This window comes from Puniceibacterium confluentis (genome assembly GCF_007923445.1).
Taxonomy (GTDB): Bacteria; Pseudomonadota; Alphaproteobacteria; order Rhodobacterales; family Rhodobacteraceae; genus Puniceibacterium; species Puniceibacterium confluentis.
The window spans coordinates 106,459-119,476 of record NZ_VOJI01000010.1 but is presented as its reverse complement, the minus strand read 5'-3'; the positions used below and the strand labels follow the sequence as shown (position 1 = coordinate 119,476).

At 65.2% G+C, this 13,018-nt stretch carries 12 protein-coding genes; 2 read left to right on the top strand and 10 right to left on the bottom strand.

Annotated elements, in window-relative coordinates; all coding sequences use genetic code 11:
- Positions 1 to 127: 127 nt before the first annotated feature.
- On the bottom strand, positions 128 to 1,363 hold the full coding sequence (locus FOY53_RS12955) for a cytochrome-c peroxidase (protein WP_246107385.1): 1,236 nt from the start codon (positions 1,361 to 1,363) through the stop codon (positions 128 to 130).
- Between the two features lie 69 nt (positions 1,364 to 1,432).
- Between FOY53_RS12955 and FOY53_RS12950 the strand changes: the two genes are divergently transcribed.
- Entirely contained in the window at positions 1,433 to 1,942 is a 510-nt protein-coding gene (locus FOY53_RS12950) for a tetratricopeptide repeat protein (RefSeq protein ID WP_146589625.1), read from the top strand.
- A 145-nt stretch (positions 1,943 to 2,087) separates the two neighbouring features.
- On the opposite strand, the gene FOY53_RS12945 is transcribed toward FOY53_RS12950, so the two are convergent.
- Positions 2,088 to 2,438: a hypothetical protein gene (locus FOY53_RS12945; protein WP_146589481.1), complete on the bottom strand. Its 351-nt coding sequence runs from the start codon at positions 2,436 to 2,438 to the stop codon at positions 2,088 to 2,090.
- Positions 2,439 to 2,568: 130 nt separating this feature from the next.
- Here FOY53_RS12945 and FOY53_RS12940 point away from each other — a divergent pair, with 130 nt between their 5' ends.
- On the top strand, positions 2,569 to 3,297 hold the full coding sequence (locus FOY53_RS12940; protein WP_146589479.1) for a Crp/Fnr family transcriptional regulator: 729 nt from the start codon (positions 2,569 to 2,571) through the stop codon (positions 3,295 to 3,297).
- A 46-nt stretch (positions 3,298 to 3,343) separates the two neighbouring features.
- Here FOY53_RS12940 and FOY53_RS12935 read toward each other — a convergent pair whose 3' ends face one another.
- From FOY53_RS12935 to FOY53_RS12900, 8 genes are all read right to left on the bottom strand, one after another.
- The gene (locus FOY53_RS12935) at positions 3,344 to 5,620 is read right to left on the bottom strand and encodes a DEAD/DEAH box helicase (RefSeq protein ID WP_146589477.1); all 2,277 of its coding nucleotides are present in this window, start codon (positions 5,618 to 5,620) and stop codon (positions 3,344 to 3,346) included.
- Between the two features lie 148 nt (positions 5,621 to 5,768).
- Positions 5,769 to 7,094, bottom strand: a complete 1,326-nt coding sequence (locus FOY53_RS12930) for an ABC transporter permease family protein (RefSeq protein ID WP_246107384.1) — start codon at positions 7,092 to 7,094, stop codon at positions 5,769 to 5,771.
- Positions 7,084 to 7,767 (bottom strand): ABC transporter ATP-binding protein, encoded by a 684-nt coding sequence (locus tag FOY53_RS12925; RefSeq protein ID WP_146589475.1) that lies wholly within the window; start codon positions 7,765 to 7,767, stop codon positions 7,084 to 7,086. Before FOY53_RS12925 ends, FOY53_RS12930 begins: the two co-directional genes overlap by 11 nt.
- Before the next feature lie 4 nt (positions 7,768 to 7,771).
- Positions 7,772 to 8,182 (bottom strand): hypothetical protein, encoded by a 411-nt coding sequence (locus tag FOY53_RS12920; RefSeq protein ID WP_342784263.1) that lies wholly within the window; start codon positions 8,180 to 8,182, stop codon positions 7,772 to 7,774.
- Positions 8,183 to 8,305: 123 nt separating this feature from the next.
- The gene (locus tag FOY53_RS12915; protein WP_146589471.1) at positions 8,306 to 9,808 is read right to left on the bottom strand and encodes an alkaline phosphatase; all 1,503 of its coding nucleotides are present in this window, start codon (positions 9,806 to 9,808) and stop codon (positions 8,306 to 8,308) included.
- A gap of 202 nt (positions 9,809 to 10,010) precedes the next feature.
- Positions 10,011 to 11,069 carry a TRAP transporter substrate-binding protein gene (locus FOY53_RS12910; RefSeq protein WP_146589469.1) on the bottom strand — a complete coding sequence of 353 codons (1,059 nt, stop codon included), beginning with the start codon at positions 11,067 to 11,069 and terminating at the stop codon, positions 10,011 to 10,013.
- A gap of 51 nt (positions 11,070 to 11,120) precedes the next feature.
- On the bottom strand, positions 11,121 to 12,410 hold the full coding sequence (locus tag FOY53_RS12905) for a TRAP transporter large permease (RefSeq protein ID WP_146589467.1): 1,290 nt from the start codon (positions 12,408 to 12,410) through the stop codon (positions 11,121 to 11,123).
- Entirely contained in the window at positions 12,411 to 12,995 is a 585-nt protein-coding gene (locus tag FOY53_RS12900; protein WP_146589465.1) for a TRAP transporter small permease, read from the bottom strand.
- Positions 12,996 to 13,018: the final 23 nt, after the last annotated feature.

Genomic DNA, 13,018 nt, shown 5'->3' with positions numbered 1-13,018 from the left:
CGGGGCAGGTGATCGCGCCCGATCATGGCGTTCAGCCGCAACGAGTGTTCGGCTCAGGCCCATCCGTCCAACACCCGGACATCGGAACCGCTGGCCGGATGCCAGCATGCTCTTGCGACCCGAAGCTTCAGTCCACCGGCAGGCCGCTGGGCACTGTATCCGGGCGGCCCAAAGGACGCTTCAACGCCGTTTCGCCGGTCAGGGCTATCAGAAATGCCTCGATCTGCGTGATTTCCCCTTCACTCAGGCGCACCGGGCGGGCGTCCAGCACATTGGCCTGTCGCGCCATTTCAAACCGGTCCGACTGGATCACGAAGTCCGCCATTCTCAGCCAGGGAATATCGGGCAGATGTGCCATCTGCGGCTGCCAGCGCGCAAGGGAACCGACCGGATTGGCCATGTGACGGATCATGTCGCGCAGTGTGGGATACGCGCCATTATGCCCGTAAGGCGCTGTGAGAGCGACATTTCTCAGGCCGGGCGTGCGAAAGCGATAGGCATCTTCCAGCGCATCGGTCGCCCCCATGCGCCCGACATCACGCGGCATCGGATCATAGCCGCGGGTGCGTCCGGGGCCAAAGGCGGGCAGACCCATGGCGTGAAAGTCCTGATCGCTGAACAGCGCCCCGGAGTGGCAGGCGCTGCAGCCGGCCTTGCCAAAAAACAACACGCGCCCCGCTTCCGCCGCGGGTTCAAGCGGCGGGCCGCCCTGCAACCAGCGGTCATAGGGGCTGTCGAAACTCTGCCACTCGGTTCCGATGAAGGCCGCCAGGGCATTGGCGATCTCCACGATGCTGACATCAGCGGGCCGCTGCACGGTGTCAAAGCTGTCCACGAACAGAGCGCCGTATTCGGGCAGGGCGCGGACACGCTGTGCGAGGATCGGCCAGGCGGTGTCGATGCGGTCGTGGATCGCGCCTGCGACCTCGTTCTCGGATGGGTTGCCGGCCATTTCAAACTGCGACGTCAGCGGAAACAGCGCCTGCGCGGCGAGGATCGAATTCAGTCCCCGTGGCAGATACTCTTCGGCCGGAGAGAGAAAACCATTGGCGTAAATGTCTGAAATCTGGAGTCGGCCGTCGTGAAACAGGGTGTGCACCGACCTGTGCCCGAGATTCCACAATGCGGGCGCGTTGCGGGGAATGCGCTTGCCGATCCGGTCGGCCCCGTCGCCGGAGCGGCGTTGCGGGCCCAGACCGATGCCACCTTCGCCGATGCCCAGCGACAGGCCGTCACTGCCGCCGAGGCTGTGGTGATGGCAGGTGCCGCAGCTGATATTCCGGTTGCCGCTGAGGATCTTGTCGTAAAACAGCAGTTGCCCGATACGGGCTTGCGCCGGGTCGAAAGGCAGGAAATCATCCACGGTGACCGGCTGTGCGCGGACCGCCTGCCCGCCAAGGCCAAGGATGAGACAGAGCGAGAGAACCCCGATATGGACCGCCTCCGCAAAACATATGGCGCGCGTCTGGCCACCCCCTGTCTGTGCGCCCTGCTGGCGGTGACGCCCGCAGCCGCCCGCGCCAATATCGAACAGGCGCGTGATATGATGGAAGCGGGCGACTTCACCGGGGCACGCATTGCCCTGGGCCCCGCCGCGCGGTCGGGGAATGCCGATGCAGAAGAGCTGATTGGCGTGATGTATGCGCTGGGGCTGGGGGTCGGTCAGGACTACGTGCGCGCGTTCGAGTGGTATCTGCGCGCCGCGATGAAGGGACATCCGGGCGCGCAGTCCGGTGTGGGTTGGTATTACGAAACCGGTCTGGGCCTGCCCGCGCCGGATCTGGTTCGCGCCTATCTCTGGTACCGCCTGTCCACCATCGGCGGCGATCCGGACGCCGCCGTGTCGGTGACCGAGGTGGAACGGAAATTGACGCCGGAGCAGATTGAACATGCGCATGAGCTGATCGACGACTACCGCGTGTGGATGTATCCCTTTCGCTGAGTTTGGCCCGGAACGCCCGGCCGGGCAAGGGTGTAGCCCACCGCAGGCCCGGGCGGCGGGTTGCACGCATCGTCGGCAACGGCACCCGGACAGGCTGACACAGCACAGATCTGCATGGCGGCCGGAGTGTGCCTGCGGCGCGGGCTCAGGGGTCCGGCCAGGACAGGAAAAGCTCGTCCAGCAAGCCACTTATGGTTTCATTGGTAAACGGCAGTTCGCCTGCGACCGTGCGGCAGGCTGTCGCGCAGCCTTTGGCAGCATCGCTGAGCAGCACCAGCAATGCCCCGTTGCGGTCTCGCAGCAACTTGACCAGCGGGCTGTTCACCAACCCTTCGCGTGGTGCGATGATCAGTGACACGATCAACCCGGGGCTGCGCGTCATCAGCTGGACCGCCTCGTCGAGCGTTGACAGCACGGCCACATCTGCACCCGGTGAATAGGCCCGGATCGCATCAGCGGCGTCTTCTCCGACGAACCGCTCGGAGCTGATCACCATGAACAGGGTCGACTGGGGCTGTAGGGCGGATGAGCTGATGATATTTTGTCCAAAATTCAGTGTAACCATCCGCCATGTGGAACAGGATCCCCGGGTCGCGCATTAAACTGTGACATAGCCGGAGCACTTTATGACCATCAAATGCGTGAACTGTCCGATCCGGAAATCGCCGATGTTCGAGGCAATGGATCGCGATACCCTCGATTTCATGCAGCGCTTCAAGGTGGGAGAGATGGTGGTCGAGCCGGGCACGCCGTTGTTGTCCGAAGGATCGAATGCGCCGCAGCTCTATACCGCGCTCAGCGGTATGGGATTGCGTTACAAGCTGCTCGAGGACGGGCGTCGCCAGGTGATCAGCTTTGTTTTTCCCGGCGATTTTCTCGGGTTGCAGGCCGGGGTCATGCGCGAGATGACCCATTCGGTCGAGGCGACGACCGCGATGCGCCTGTGCGTCTTTGACCGCTCGGAACTGTTCACGATGTTCCGACAGATGCCGGAACGCGGGTTCGACATGACCTGGCTTGCCGCGACGCAGGAAACCTTTCTCGGCGAGGCGATGACCTCGATCGGCCAGAAATCGGCCATCGAACGGATTGCCTGGGCGCTGGCCCGCGTGTTCCGGCGATTGCAGGCGGTGGGGCAGGGCAAGGGCCGGACGGTGCCGTTGCCCTATCGCCAGCAGGATCTTGCGGATGCGCTGGGACTGTCGCTGGTGCACACCAACAAGACACTGGCGCGGATGCGGGAGAAACAGCTGATGAGCTGGAGTGAGGGCATGCTGAACGTGCCGGACATCGAGCAGCTCGAAAAACTGGGAATGGTCGATGACGGCAAGGTGCGCGAGCGGCCCCTGTTCTAGCTGCGGGGCCGCTCTGTGGTGTTAACAGGTTTGCTGGTCCGAAGGATCAGTCCTTGCCGCGGCGGGGCACATCGTTTCCGCCCGGTCTGCCTGCGGGTTTGCCGGTCTTGGGCCCCCGCGGCTTGCCTTTGGCCCCCGGCGGGGTAAACCGTTTTGACGTGTCGCCCGCCTTGGCCGGAGCCGGTTTCGGCTTGGCGTCACCATAGGGTTTTCCAGCCGGTTTTCCGAACTTGCCCGCGGGTTTGCCGCCCCCGTCGGCGGACTTGCCGTAGGGTTTGTCGCCCGGCTTGCCGAACTTGCCTGCCGGTTTGCCACCGGGCTTGGCGAACTTGCCGCCCGGCTTGCCCTTGTAAGGGCCCTTGCCACCGTCTGCCGAATCGTCACGTCCCTTGTAGGGCTTGGCGCGGGGGCGGTCGTCATCATCGCGGTGCGGCTTGTAGGGCTTCGGCTTGCCGGGCGCGTCACCCCGGTCTTCGCGCGGCTTGTATGGCGTGGCACGGGGCCGGTCAGCGGCGTCCGCGCGGGGGGCATAGGGCTTTTTCGCCGGTGCGCGCGGACGCACCGGGGCCTCGGAGGTGTCGTCAAAGGCTGGCGGCGTGACCGGCGCATCTTCGCCTGCCGGCCGGGCGGCCGGGCGCGGTGCTTCTTCCGCGCGCGGCGCGGCGTCCCGCTTCGGCTTGTACTCGGACCTGGGGCGTGCGTCGGGACGCGGGCTGCGCGGTTTGCTGTCGCGGCGCGGAGGGGCGCCGATGTCGGGCGCCTTGTCGAGCTTGTGGATCGTCATGCCGTCCTCAAGCGCACCATCCGGGCCGATTGCGGCCAGAAAGCGGTCGGCATCCGAAGCCAGCAGTTCGACAAAGGATTCCGTCTCCTGCACGCGGATCGCGCCCAGGCTGTCCTTGTCGATGTTGCCGGCCCGGCACAGCAGCGGCAGCAGCCAGCGCGGTTCGGCGTTCTGGTCGCGCCCCGCGGACAGGCGGAACCAGACCGAGGGGCCGAATTCGCGCGGCTTGCGCTCGGCCTTGGTATCGGGGGCCGAGAGATCCTCGGGCGCCGAACGGCGGGCCTGATGCAGCCGCAGAAAGGCGGTGGCGATCTGTTCAGCGCTGTAGCGTTCCGTCAGCTTGGCGGCAAATCCGGCCTCGGACTCGGTGGCCGTCTGGGTCCAGTTCGGATCGTTGAGCAGCCGGTCCTCGTCGCGCGCGACGATGTCGTCCGCCGAAGGCGGCACGGTCCATTCGGCGTTCAGCTTGGCGAACTTGAGCAGGCGCATGGCCTTGCCGCGCACCTTCTGCGGCACGATCAGCGCCGAGACCCCCTTGCGCCCGGCACGTCCGGTGCGGCCCGACCGGTGCAACAGGGTTTCCGAGTTGCTGGGCAGTTCGGCGTGGATCACCAGATCGAGGTTGGGCAGGTCGATGCCGCGCGCGGCGACGTCGGTTGCGACGCAGACCTTGGCCCGGCCGTCGCGCATCGCCTGAAGGGCGTGGGTGCGTTCGGTCTGGGACAATTCACCCGACAGCGACACAACCGCAAAGCCGCGGTTGGACAGCCGCGCGGTGAGGCGGGCGACCATGGCGCGGGTGTTGGCAAATACGATGGCGTTTTCGGCGTCATGGAACAGCAGCAGGTTGATCACCGCGTGTTCGGCATCATGCTGGGCCACCGCCATCGCCTGATACGAGATATCGGCGTGCTGGGTGGCACCGGTGGTGGTGTTCACCCGCTCGGCGTTGTTCTGATACTGTTTTGCCAGTGTTGCGATCATCGCCGGCACGGTGGCCGAGAACATCAGGGTGCGGCGCTCGACCGGGGCTTCGCCCAGCATGAACTCGAGGTCTTCGCGAAAGCCAAGGTCGAGCATCTCGTCGGCTTCGTCCAGCACCACGGCGCGCAGGCCGGACATGTCCAGCGAACCGCGCTTGATGTGATCGACCAAACGGCCGGGGGTTCCGACGACGATATGCGCGCCGCGTTCCAGCGTGCGCTTTTCGGCCCGCATGTCCATGCCGCCGACGCAGGTGGCAACCACGGCGCCGGTGCGGGCATAAAGCCAGGTGATCTCGCGCATGACCTGAAAGGCCAGTTCGCGGGTGGGCGCGACGATCAGCGCCAGAGGAGACCCGGCACGGCCCATCTTTTCGGCACCGTCCAGCAGGGTATCGGCAATGGCCAGGCCAAAGCCCACCGTCTTGCCGGATCCGGTCTGGGCCGAGACCAGCAGGTCGCGTCCGGCAAGGGCGGGGTCGGTGACGGCCTCTTGCACCGGGGTGAGAGTGGTAAAGCCTTTTTCGGCAAGCGCATCGGCGAGGGTCTGGATCATGGCAGCAGGGCGTCCTGGAAACGGGTGGTCCGGACAGCGCCCGGGCAAGGGTCGGTCCCTAATGGTTCTTGGGCGACTTGTATAGGGGGCGCTGCGACGACGCTCCGTTCGGCCCGGGACGTCGCCGGGTCGGTGGTGCGCCCGGATCTTAGCCGCGCAGGTCCGTCAGCGGCGGGCGCAGCATTGCCAGCAGTCCCGGCAGCAGGGCGCAGATCAGCGACAGGCTGAGGAAGGCCGCCGCGAGGTGCAGTTCGGCCCAGCCCGGCGCGGCGCTGATGTGGATCGAGGTGCGGGCTGTCAGGATGCGCGACAGCACCGCCGCCGCGCCGATGCCCAGACCCAGACCGAGCACGGTGCCGAGGGTCAGCAGCGTGGCGGCATAACTCCAGATCACCGCCAGCAGGAACCGCGGCGCGGCCCCCAGCGCCCGCAGCACGGCCAGGTTGCGGGCAAACAGCCGGGTGATCAGGATCAGCCCGGCCAGGATCGCCACCGCGACAAGGATCTGGCTGACCAATGTGAGCAGCGACATCGCCTGGCGCACGTCACCGGCCAGACCGTGCAGGCGGCTGAGAACGGCACCGGGAAAGAAGGCCATCATGTCGCCGCGCGAGAACTGCGTGCGCAGGGCATAGGCCTGAAACAGCTGTTCCGGCTTGACCAGAATGGCGGGAGTGCCGGGAAAGGCTTCGGGCGCGAACGGCCCCCCGATCTGTTGGGCGGTCTCTGCGGTGTGACCGTTGGCCAGACCATGCAGTTCCCAGACGGTTTCCACCGGAACCAGGATGGCGCGGTCCCAGGGGCTGCCGGTCGCGGGCAGCTTGCCGGTGACCCGGTAGCGCAGATCGTGGTGGTTGTGCGCCGCCTCTTCTGCGTCCGCCAGGTCGGCCATCCCGTGGCCCGGCACGGCCGCGTCACCGATGCCGAGCGGTACAAGTGCGCCGACGACAGCTTCTTCGTGGGCAGCGAACATGCGTCCGGTCATGTTTCCGCCTGCCAGATGGGTGATGAATTCGGCGGTGGTGCCGACCACGGGGTGGCCTTGCCAGCTGTCGCCAAAGGCCAGTGGCGCTGCAAAGTCCACCCCTTCGGCCTGCGCGATTTCGGCATATTGCGCGCCGCCGAGCAGCGGCATGTCATTGGGCTGCAGATAGACCGCCGTCAGCATCGCGGTCACTTCGGAGCCCGGGGCGGTCACGATCAGGTCGAACCGGTCGGCGGCCCGGGCGCTGCCCTGACGCAAGCCGCGCTCTTGTGCGATCAGCCCGACCCCCAGCGCCACCGACAGCGTGACAAGCCCGGTAAAGACCAGATTGACCGGCAGGTAGCGCCGCAGCATCGACCGGGTCAGCGCGCCGGGCGCAATGCCGTGCAGGTTCCAGACCGCGATCAGGACACCGGGCAGCAGCAGCATCGCCAGAACGCCTGCGTCCTGCGCGTCATTGGGCAGGGAAGACCAGAGGTCAGGCAGCATGGGACATCTCCGGTGCGCCGTGAGCCAGACGCAGGGTCCGGTCCAGCCGGGTGGCCAGAGCGGGGTCATGGGTGACGCAGATCAGGCTGAGTCCGGTGCGTTGCGCCGCCGCCAGCAGGTCGTCGGTCAGACGCTCGGCACTGGTGCGGTCGAGACTGGCGGTGGGTTCGTCCGCCAGCAACACATCCGGCCCCTGCGCCAGGGCGCGGGCGACGGCGATGCGCTGGCGTTCGCCGCCGGAATATGTCGTGGCGCGGCGGGTCTCTTGCGGATCCAGACCAAGCGAGGTCAGGCTCTGTACCGCACGTCGCAGGATTTCCGCGCGCTCGGGACCGGGGGCGAACTGGCGGGCGACGGCGGCGTTTTCCAGCGCGCTCATCTCGTCAAACAGCAGGAAGTCCTGAAAGATCTGGCCGATGTGGCGACGGCGAAAGGCGCTCAGCCGGGTTTCGGTCAGTGTGGCAAGGTCCGTAGCGCCCCAGTGCACGCTGCCCGTGGATACGCGCCGCAGGCCGGACAGCACATGCAGCAGGGTGGACTTGCCCGCGCCGGAAGGCCCGAGGATGGCGAGGCTCTGGCCCGCAGGCAATGTGTAGTCCGGGATGTTCAGCAACCCGCGTCCCGACGCGGCGGTGACCGTGACGTTGCGCAGGGCAAGAGGCAGAGCGGCCATCGGATCAGGCCCGCGCATAGGTCGCGGCGCGGATGCGCACGGCCGAGTAGAAGCCCAGTTCGGGATCGGTGTAATCCCCCAGCTCCAATGTGCCGGTGACGTGGATCGACAGGTTGAACGGGATCACATCCACCGTGCGGCGGGCATAGATCGCCAGGATGTCGCGCGGCCAGGTGGTGCCGGGTTCACAGAACGGACAGACCGCCATCGGGCGTTTGGTCAGCACGAAAAACGACGACTCGGCCTTGAGCGGCGGCGCCATGAAGCCGGAAACGGTGATCCGCTGGCCCGCGTGGCCAAGGGCGAGGTCGGAGAAGGAAAAGTCCTTGTTGTAGAGGTCGCGCATTCTGACAACGTCGGATTGCGCCGCCAGCGGTCCATGGGGGAACAGGGTCGTGGCGGCGAGCGTGGTCAAGAGCGTGCGGCGGTGCATGGCAGCGGTCTCCAACGGGGTGGTCCGGGATCGGGACCTGGCAGAGGGGGGCGATAGGTGAAACCGGGCCGACGGGCGGCCCGGTTTGCGGAATGTCCGCCGGGATTATTCGGCGGTGACGGCGTGGTTCATCACGTGAAAGATCACGTTCTGCTCGATCACGCCATTGAACAGATGCGCCCAGGGGCCCTGTGCGAACAGCGCCACGTCTTCGCCCGAGTGGGTTTCGGATGACATCGGGATCAGCGCCTGCTGCAGGTAGTCCGGGTCAACCGCTTCGGCGTCCGTCACATCGGGGCGGGCCCCGGAATAGGTGCCGTCGGCCTGTTCGATCAGCACCGAGCCGGCGCCGTTGAGATAGCCGGCAACCGTATAGGGTTTGCCGTCATCGCCCAGCAAAGGTTCGCCCGTGTGCATCATGCCGTTGTCATTGATGTCCATGCACAGGCCGGTGATCGACGATCCGCGGCCGCAATAGCCGTTGAAGGCGATCGCGTGTTCGTGGTCTGCGGTCACGATGATCAGCGTGTCCTCGCCATCGGTCATCTCGATCGCCTTGCGGATCGCTTCGTTGAAGGCGACGCCGTCCATCAGGACGCGGTGCAGGTTGCCGTCGTGGTTGGCGTGGTCGATACGCCCGGCTTCGATCGAGAGATAGAAGCCTTCGTCATTGGACGACAGCGTGTTGATCGCCGCTTCAGTCATCTGTGCCAGTGACGGCTCGCCGGTGCGGTCGAATTCGTAGAGCATGTGCGACGGCTCGAACAGGCCGAGGATCGGGGCGTTGCTGCCCGCCGTGCTGAGGGCGAGGAACTCTTCTTCGGTCTGGGCGTACTGGGCGCCGAGTTCCTGGGCTTCGGCCACGAGGTTGCGACCATCGGTGCGCTTGCCGGGCTTGCCCTCGGCATCGGTTACGTCCTCACCGATAAAGTGACGGCGTCCGCCACCCATGGCGAAATCAATGGTGCCGGTCTTCATGGCGGCGATCAACTGCGCCGCGATGTCTTCCTGATTGGTGCAGTCCTCGGGGACGGCGGTGTTGTCCTCCCAGTTGCGGTTCACGGTCTTGGCGTAGACGGCGGCCGGGGTGGCATGGGTCAGGCGCGCGGTGGAAATCACGCCGACCGACTTGCCCATGTCCGAGACGATCTCGGCAAAGGTGGTCAGTTCGTGACCCTTCATGTTGGCGCAGTCATTCACCGCGACGGCGTCAGAGACGTTGATCATGGTGTTCTTGGACTTGACGCCGGAGTTCATCGCCGAGGCGGTGGGGGCAGAGTCCGGTGTCTGGCCGTTGGTGGTATAGGTCTTGACCAGCGCCGAGTTGGGAAAGGCTTCGTGCGGCTGGACAAAGTCGTCACCAGTGCCGCCCTGCATCTGCCCTTCGAACAGGCGGATGGCGTAATTGGTGCCCACACCGTTGCCGTCGCCGGTGAACAGGATGACGTTCTTGGCACGCCGGGTGTTGGGCTGGTTGGCCAGATGCGCAGCAATCGTGTCCTGCGCGGCGGTGAACCAGGGATCATCGACCTGGGCAATGGTGGTCTGGGCGAATGCCGGGACGGCGAGGGCGATGCTGGCAACGCCGGCCAAAAGAATGCGTGTCATCTGAGACTCCTGAGGACTTCGGTGTCGCCGGGGTAGTCGGAGTGTGTGACGATTTTGTAGGGGATTTGTGACAGGTCGATGAGGTCTGCCCGACACCCGCATTTTCGGGTGCCGGTTGCGCCCCGCAGCCTCGGGCCGGGCGGACACAGGACAACAGACCGCGGCACGGATGCGGCGGTCTGGGCCAACTGTGTGGGCGGGATCAGTTCAGGTCGCTGGCATAACCTGCGTCAAGCTCTGCTTTGGCCTTGGTGACGGCAGTGGTCAGCGCCTCAAAGATCTCGGGACCGCCTTCGACGTTTTCCTGGAACCAGGCGTAGACCGGTTCAGCCGCCACGCGGAACGCCTCTTTTTCTTCTGGCGAGGGCACATAGAGATCACCGCCGCCGGCGACAAAATCCTCGTAGGCCTGGATCGACTTGCGCTTGGGGCTGGCAAAGGTTGCCTGCTGCAACTCGGCAAAGCCGTCCACCACGACGCGGCGCAGATCCTCGGGCATGCCGAGGAACTTTTCGTTGTTCATCACCCAGATCGCGCCCATGTAGGCATGTCCGTCCAGCGTCAGATACTGCAGCCCGGCTTCGGGGAACTTCATGTTCATGATGTCGGTGATGCCGTTCTTCGACCCCTCGACCACGCCGGTCTGCAACGAGGTGAACAGCTCGGGCCAGGAAATCGGCGTCGGTGAGGCCCCAAGCGCCTTGACCAGTTCCTGCGGCAGGTCGGCGACCACGGTGCGGATTTTCAGACCTTTGAGATCCTCGGGCTTGGTCACGCGGCGCTGGGTGTTGGCAAAATTGCGCCAGCCGCCGGTGTTGCCGATGGTCATGATGCGGATCGCATCCCCCGAGGACGCCAGCGCCATGTCGCGCATGGTGCGGGTGAAATCGCCGGACAGCACGTGTTCGGCGATCCGGTCGCCTGACATGAGATACGGCAGGTCCAGCACCTGAACATACGGGAATATGCCCGCCGCGCCGCCAGAGGTGGTCACGAAAACGTCGATCGACCCGTCTGCCACCCCCTGCAGGCATTCCGCGCCGCCGGAACACAGCTGCGTGCCGATGAACAGTTCCACAGCGATGGCGCCGTTCGAGGCCGCCTCGACGTAGTTCTTGAAGACGACAAGGCCGTCGTAATCCTCGTCATTCTCGTTGGAGTTTGCCGTGGCGCGGATGGTGAAGTCCTGTGCCGCGGCGCTGATCGTCGAACCGCCAAGAAGGGCGGCGGCAAGCGCTGCTTTGGTCAGATTTTTGAACATATCTCTCTCCCAGATGGATGTTGCGCATGGCGGGGTTTGCCCCGCCTGTGGTTATTGGACAAAGCCCGCAAGTCGCGGGATCGTCATCGACAGGGCCGGAACGAAGGTGATGAGGAAAATCACCACCACCTCGACGGCGAGAAAGGGCAGGATGGCGCGGGCAATCGACTCGACCCGTTCGCCCGAGACCGAGCTTGCCACGAACAACACGAGTCCCATTGGCGGTGTGGCCAAGCCCACGGTCAGGTTCACCGACATGATGATGGCAAAATGCACCGGATCAATGCCAAGGCTGACAAAGATCGGCCCCAGGATCGGCCCGAGGATGATGATCGCCGGGCCGGCATCCAGAAACATGCCGACCACAAACAGCAGCAGGTTGATCAGGAACAGCAGCACCAGCGGATTTTCCGACAGCGCCAGAATGAACGCGGCAAGCTGCTCCGGCGCGTGGCTGAGGCTCACCACCGTCTTGAACGCCATCGCCGCCCCGACCAGCAGCAGCACCACCGCCGAGGTCATCGCCGCCCGGCTCAGAACATCCGGCAGATCGCGCAGTCTCAGCGTCTTCAGAACGAACATGCCGATCAGGATCGCATAGGCGACGGCGACGGCGGCGGCCTCGGTCGGGGTGAAGACACCGCCAAGGATACCGCCCAGAATGATCACCGGGGTGAGCAGCGGAAAGAAGGCCCTGAGGCTGGCCTGCCCGCGTTCCGGCCAGCTCGCCTTGGCGCGTGAGGCGGGAAAATCGTAGCGGTCGGCCATCACCTTGACCATCGCCATCAGGCCCAGGCCGACGAGGATGCCGGGCACGATGCCGGCCAGAAACAGTGCGGCCACGGATTCGCCCATGACATAGGCGTAGATGATCATGATGCCCGAAGGCGGGATGATCGGGCCGATGACCGAGGACGCGGCGGTGATCGCGGCGGCAAAGCGGCGGGTATAGCCCTCGCGCTCCATCGCCGGGATCAGCATCGAGCCCAACGCCGAGGTATCGGCCACGGCCGAACCCGACAGCCCGGCGAACAGCATCGAGGACAGCACGTTGACGTGTGCCAGACCGCCGCGGAAATGGCCCATCATTGCCTGCGAAAACTCGACCAGCCGCATGGTGATGCCGCCACGGTTCATCAGTTCTCCGGCCAGCATGAAGAACGGGATGGCCATCAGCGGAAAGCTGTCCATGCCGTTGTAGACATTGCGGTACAGCAGCGACAGGTCCCGTTCCTGCCCGTTCAGCATCAGCAGGATGCCGGGTGCTGCGAGCATGCCGAAGAACACCGGCAGCCCGAGCATCAGGAACAGCAGGAACAGGGGAAGGAACCAGACCAGCATCTATTCGACCCTCAGTTCCGCGTCCATCATCGGACGCAGGCGGTTTTCGTGCCCCAGCATTGCGATCAGCGACCGCAGGACCAGTTCCACATTCACCGCCAGCAGCAGGATCATCCCGGTGTAGAGCGACAGGTACATCCAGGCGAGTTTGATCTTGAAGCCCTTCATGCCAATCCATTCCATCGGCACCCGCAGCGAGGACGACGCGAACAGCCAGCCCGAGGTCACATGTTTGAGGCCCAGTTGCAGCCCGAGCACCAGCACGGCGCCCGACAACAGCAACAGCGCCAGCGACAGCGCGGCGCCGAGGCCACGGGGCAGAAACGCCGCCAGCATGTCAATCGCGACAAACCCGCCGCGCCGGTAGGCCGAAGGGGCGATGAGCCCGGTCATCCAGAGCATGAGAAAGCGCGCCGCTTCTTCCGGCCAGGGCAGGGCATTGTTCAGCACGTAACGCATGAACACCTGCAGCAGGATGCAGGCCACCATCAGTGCAATCGCCACAATCGCCAGCGCGCGCCCCAGCCGGAGCACATGGTCCAGCAGCGCTTGCAGGGGGCGCAGGATCCCCAGCAGTATGGCCATCGGCCTCCTCCTCCCTTGACGCC

What these genes read in the sequence shown, in the direction of transcription:
- FOY53_RS12925 (WP_146589475.1), bottom strand. Translation starts at nt 7,767, where the DNA reads ATGGCCGCTCTGCCTCTTGCCCTGCGCAACGTCACGGTCACCGCCGCG.
- FOY53_RS12915 (WP_146589471.1), bottom strand. Translation starts at nt 9,808, where the DNA reads ATGACACGCATTCTTTTGGCCGGCGTTGCCAGCATCGCCCTCGCCGTC.
- FOY53_RS12910 (WP_146589469.1), bottom strand. Translation starts at nt 11,069, where the DNA reads ATGTTCAAAAATCTGACCAAAGCAGCGCTTGCCGCCGCCCTTCTTGGC.
- FOY53_RS12905 (WP_146589467.1), bottom strand. Translation starts at nt 12,410, where the DNA reads ATGCTGGTCTGGTTCCTTCCCCTGTTCCTGCTGTTCCTGATGCTCGGG.
- FOY53_RS12930 (WP_246107384.1), bottom strand. Translation starts at nt 7,094, where the DNA reads ATGCTGCCTGACCTCTGGTCTTCCCTGCCCAATGACGCGCAGGACGCA.
- FOY53_RS12940 (WP_146589479.1), top strand. Translation starts at nt 2,569, where the DNA reads ATGACCATCAAATGCGTGAACTGTCCGATCCGGAAATCGCCGATGTTC.
- FOY53_RS12935 (WP_146589477.1), bottom strand. Translation starts at nt 5,620, where the DNA reads ATGATCCAGACCCTCGCCGATGCGCTTGCCGAAAAAGGCTTTACCACT.
- FOY53_RS12900 (WP_146589465.1), bottom strand. Translation starts at nt 12,995, where the DNA reads ATGGCCATACTGCTGGGGATCCTGCGCCCCCTGCAAGCGCTGCTGGAC.
- FOY53_RS12950 (WP_146589625.1), top strand. Translation starts at nt 1,433, where the DNA reads ATGGACCGCCTCCGCAAAACATATGGCGCGCGTCTGGCCACCCCCTGT.
- FOY53_RS12945 (WP_146589481.1), bottom strand. Translation starts at nt 2,438, where the DNA reads ATGGTGATCAGCTCCGAGCGGTTCGTCGGAGAAGACGCCGCTGATGCG.